This is a genomic window from Cetobacterium sp., from assembly GCF_051653945.1.
GTDB lineage: Bacteria > Fusobacteriota > Fusobacteriia > Fusobacteriales > Fusobacteriaceae > Cetobacterium_A.
Genome location: NZ_JBOFXD010000027.1, coordinates 1 through 4,539, shown reverse-complemented (window position 1 = coordinate 4,539; position 4,539 = coordinate 1). Strand labels below are relative to the sequence as shown.

At 28.5% G+C, this 4,539-nt stretch carries 4 protein-coding genes and 1 pseudogene; all 5 read right to left on the bottom strand.

What is annotated here, in order from left to right:
- A partial coding sequence (locus ACRC8M_RS02625) for a dTDP-glucose 4,6-dehydratase (protein WP_438527720.1) occupies window positions 1-694 on the bottom strand: 694 nt, incomplete at its 3' end.
- Window positions 695-817: 123 nt separating this feature from the next.
- Window positions 818-1,591, bottom strand: a pseudogene (gene rfbD, locus ACRC8M_RS02620) (dTDP-4-dehydrorhamnose reductase); the annotation flags it as partial.
- A gap of 1 nt (window position 1,592) precedes the next feature.
- Window positions 1,593-2,141 carry a dTDP-4-dehydrorhamnose 3,5-epimerase gene (rfbC, locus tag ACRC8M_RS02615; protein ID WP_438527719.1) on the bottom strand — a complete coding sequence of 183 codons (549 nt, stop codon included), beginning with the start codon at window positions 2,139-2,141 and terminating at the stop codon, window positions 1,593-1,595.
- A gap of 99 nt (window positions 2,142-2,240) precedes the next feature.
- The gene (locus tag ACRC8M_RS02610; protein ID WP_438527718.1) at window positions 2,241-3,035 is read right to left on the bottom strand and encodes a DUF3226 domain-containing protein; all 795 of its coding nucleotides are present in this window, start codon (window positions 3,033-3,035) and stop codon (window positions 2,241-2,243) included.
- Window positions 3,035-4,210, bottom strand: coding sequence for an AAA family ATPase (locus ACRC8M_RS02605; RefSeq protein WP_438527717.1), 1,176 nt, complete (start codon window positions 4,208-4,210; stop codon window positions 3,035-3,037). Before ACRC8M_RS02605 ends, ACRC8M_RS02610 begins: the two co-directional genes overlap by 1 nt.
- Window positions 4,211-4,539: the final 329 nt, after the last annotated feature.

The following is a 4,539-nucleotide window of genomic DNA, read 5'->3' as shown; positions in this document are numbered from 1 at the left end:
TTCCATAAACAGGAAGTTTCTTTCCAGCTAAAATATTTTTAATAATTAGCGGAATTAACTTCTCTGGGAAGTGATATGGCCCATAGTTATTTGAACATCTTGTTATATTAAATGGAAACTTATATGTTTCTCCATAAGCGATAACTATCATATCAGATGCTGTTTTAGATGCTGAGTATGGACTTCTTGGATCTAGTGGAGTAGTTTCTGTAAACATCTTCTCTCCATAAGTTTGAATATTCTTTCTTCCAGTTGCAATTTTTGCCACAGTCTCATCTAAAATAAGTTCTCTTGGAATATCAAAGTCTTTACATAAACTTCCATAAACCTCATCTGTTGAAACATGGTGGAATTTTTTTCCCTCTTTATAGATTGGATATCCATTTGAATCTTTCCCAACTGTCCAAAAAGTTTTAGCAACTTCCATTAGATTTTGTGTTCCAAGTATATTTGTTTCTAAGAAAATCTGTGGATTTTCAATACTTCTATCCACGTGACTCTCCGCTGCAAAGTTTACAACATAATCTATGTCATGCTGCATAAATATATTTTCAACTAATTCACGGTTACAGATATCTCCTTTAACAAAAGAAACTCTAGAGTCCTTTAACTCCTCTCTTATTGTTCCAAGATTTCCTGCATAAGTCAGTTTATCTAGAATAACTAACTTTATATCCTCATATTTTTCTAACATATATTTAACAAAGTTAGCACCAATAAATCCTGCTCCACCTGTCACTAAATAAGTTTTCCCAACTTTTAAGTATTCATCGACACGACTTTTCCAACTAGGTATCTTAACTCCTAAAATACTCTCTACTTTCTTACTACTTAGCTTTGAATATTTAGGTCTAATATCATAAGAGGTAAAATCTAAACACTTCCCTTCTAAAACTTTTCCTGTATATCCTAATTTTTCTAAAATATACTTTCCTTGTTCATAACGAGATGTTTCTCCATCGCCACTTATATGATATATTCCATACTCCCTACTTTTTAAGTTTAATACCTTCCATGTTATATCAACTATATCCTTTGTACTTGTGGGAGATGACACTTGATCTGTAGCTATTTTTATACTTTCTCTAGTATTAGCCCAAGTTTTTACCTGCTCTATAAAGTTTTTTCCCTCTTCGCCAAAAACCCAAGACACTCTAAAAATAAAAGTTCTTCTATTCTCTTCTAAAGCTAATCTCTCTCCTAAAGCTTTACTCCGACCATAGACAGACAGTGGGTTTATCTCATCCTCTTCAGTGTATTCACTACCCTTAGCCCCATCAAAAACAAAATCTGTAGAATATGTTACAAACTCTATTTTTTTCTCTCTACAAATTTTAGCTAAATTTTCAACTGCATAGGCGTTAATCATATATGCACAATCTTTTTCCTCTTCAGCCCCATCAACTAAATTATATGCAGCACAGTTTATAACTAAATCTACATCATTTTTTATAATATAATCTCTTACTTTATCAAAATCTGTTATATCTAGCTCCTGTCTATTTGGTGCTAAGAAATCTATACTGTTTTTCTTAAAAAACCTTTGAAACTCTGTAGCTAACTGCCCTGCTCCACCTGTTATAAGTATCAACTTATCTCACACCCCTCTCTATAAACTCTTTTAGTGTTTGCTGACGTTTATCCTTTTGAGATATTATCAGCTTGTCTTCATTCAAGCCATACTTTTCTAGTTCCCAATCTATATTCAAATCCTCATCATTCCACATAACCCCTGAATCAAAATCTGGAGAATAGAGGTCTGTACACAGATACTCTATCTCTGTATTATCTTGCAATGTTAAAAAACCATGTGCAAAACCTTTTGGTACAAATAGCATTTTTCTATTGTTTTCACTTAAAACTATCTTAAAATACTTCCCAAAAGTTTCACTATTTTTTCTTAAATCTACAACAACGTCTAAAATCTCTCCCCTTAACACTCTTATGAGTTTTCCTTGAGCCTGTTTAGTTTGAAAATGTAACCCTCTCAATACTCCAAAACTGCTTTTAGAATGGTTCCCTTGTACAAACTCCTCATCTATTCCATATTTTAAAAGTTGTTGTCTATTAAAAAACTCATAAAAAAAACCTCTATCGTCACTATATATTTTTGGTTCTATTACCACTAACCCTTTTATCATAAAATCACCTACCTTTTTTCTATGATTATATCATACTCAAAATGAAAAAAGTCAGATAAAACAATATCTAACTTTTTTCTGTAAAAATCTATAACAATTTCATTTAGATAATTCTAAAACTTCATCCAAAAATAGTTTTATTTTTTGTAATCTCTCATTAGTTTTTAAATTATTTTTTATCCACTTACTTTTACCAATATATACACTTCCACTTGATGATGGTTCTACTACTACATTTCCTACACACGAGACTATAGCTTTCTTTCTATTAGAGTTTCCTTTACTCAGAAGCTTTTTTGTTCTATCACAAGATATCTCAACTTTACTTACAAAACTCTCTGCCTCATCTGTATACATATCTTCAATACACTCCAATAAAATATCTTCTAGAACTCCTTCATCTTTATTATTTGGAAAAGTATAGATATCCAATGAAATATTACCGCCTTTTTCTATCCCTAAATAACTTTCTTTAACTTCAACAATTATCCCATCTTCCCCTCTACTATAATCAGCAATAAAGGTTTTAATTTTATCTACTCTATTTTTATCATCTCCATCTATAAATATCACAACTTTATTTATTTTTTTCAACTCTTTCAATGATAAAGCTTTTATTTTAAACAGATGAGAATCAATTGTATTTAAAATATTATTTTCACCATTTGCTTTGATTAAGGCAACCAAACTATCATCTTTTTTAAAAAAATCAGGAATTGGTAAAATTCTATCTAACTTTCCATCTTCTAAAGGATAATTAGTTGGTATAAAAACTTTTCCCTCTTCTGGTAAATCATCTATGTGTTTAATTCTTTCTCCAATTGACTCCTTTAATATATCTGATATTACTCCTAAATCGTGCATACCTTCTACATATATTAGATTTAATTTCATTATCTAGGATCTCCTCCTATTCCAAAAATTAATTTATCTAACTTTTTTCCTGTAAAAGAATCCACAAAGATTTCCTCTTCATACTCTTCAACTTTATGTAATGTAATTATATTTTTATCCTCTTGTGCTTCTATTAACGCTCTAATAGCTTCTAAACTATGTGTTGTCAAAAATATTTGTACATTATTTTCTTGAGCTATCTTTATTAATATCCTATAAATTTTTGAAAGCATATTTTTATGCATCCCTGTTTCAATTTCATCAATTAATAAAATCCCATCCTTGATAAAATAAATATGAGAAAATAATACTAAAGTTTTCTTTAATCCATCTCCAAAAAAACTTATTGGTAAATTATATTTTATATCTTTCAATAAAGTTAACTCGTACTCTTTCAAAATTGGAGAGTAGTTTATATCTATAACATTTGGCTCTAAATATTTTAAAATCTCCAGAACTACCTCTTTCTTTTGATTATTTATTAGTGATGTTAAAGTATTTTCTTCATAATCTCCAGTTAAATAACTTAAAGTTGTTAAAAAAGAGTATTTTATATCTTTAGTAACACCTTTATTTACTTTACTGCTATCTGTAACAATATTTTCATAATCGTTTATCTTTATTGTTCTTTTTTTTCTGTTTAAACTTACCATTAATTCTAGCTCTGTTTTTTTTGCTAACTCTTTGGCTAATTTTTTTTCTAATCCACTTTCAACTTTATCAAAAATCTCTTTCTCTTCTTCTTTTGAATCTGTTGTTGCAGCACTGACTAACTTTTCTAAATTATCTTTTAATGCCTCTGCTATCAAACTTTTTAAAATAACTTCCATATTTTTAGTGTCATTTGTTTCTATTAATTTCTCAACAACTCTTTTTCTTACTTTTATAGAATTAATTTCATTCTCTATTTTAAATTTTATTAATATTTCATCACTAGAATTTTTTTTGTTAAACATATTTTCAACTCTAAAAAGATAATTTGTATTCCCGTATCTTTTTAGTAAAACTTCCAAAAAATTCTTTTCACTATATAAATCACAAGTAGCTCCTATCGCTTCAAGAATACTTGTTTTTCCTATACTATTTTCACCTACAATTATATTTATTTGTGAAAGCTCTTCAAAATTTAGTTTTTGGAATTTTTTAAAATTATTTAATTCTAAACTTTTAAACATATTCCTCCCCTTAAAATCTATCGTCTAATTTTGCCAAAACAATTTAATTTACTAGACTAAGTAAATACTCTCCACAACCTGTTTTCTTTAGAGAATCACTTAGTTTTAAAAGTTGTTTATCATCTATCTAACCTTTATTATATGCTATTTCTTCTAGACATGCAATCACAATACTCTTGTTTGAATAGTTTTTTTAAATAGTTTAAAATACTTTTACACTTCCAATATACTCTCTTTTATAATCTCTGAGCTCTACTGCAACCATTTTACTTAGAATACTATTGAGTTCACTTTGAACATTTAGTAGGTCTTTATTTATTTTGTACCTC